Here is a 346-nt window from a genome sequence, read left to right on the forward strand (position 1 = left end):
TTACAAAAAAGAAAAGATTTAAAATTGCGTCCACTGTAGAAATCACCTCTTAAGCCCTGCATACTATTTGTGAGGTAAGAAGGATAAGAAACATCGCAATTTTGCAGTGGGAAAGTTTTTCCCGCATAGTTGTTTATATATTGTGAAAGTCCTGCAGTCGTTGTTTCTTCAGCGGTGAGATAAAAAATGCCCTGTGTATTTTTATCACTTTTCATTCTACCCGCCGTTTCACTGGTCACGGTTACAAAACTATCTTTTGAAAAAGCTTTGTATCTGTCCAGTATATTGAGGGCGTACATTCGTGCACTACTGCTACTAAGGTGTTGCAGACGGGTAGTGACTACTT

1 protein-coding gene is annotated in these 346 nt (G+C 38.7%); it reads right to left on the minus strand.

The genetic code is table 11. The annotated features are described in order from the left end of the window. On the minus strand, positions 1 to 346 hold a 346-nt coding region (locus BW716_RS37455), incomplete at both ends, for a hypothetical protein (RefSeq protein WP_179091451.1).

The organism is [Flexibacter] sp. ATCC 35208, assembly GCF_001975825.1.
Lineage (GTDB): Bacteria > Bacteroidota > Bacteroidia > Chitinophagales > Chitinophagaceae > Chitinophaga.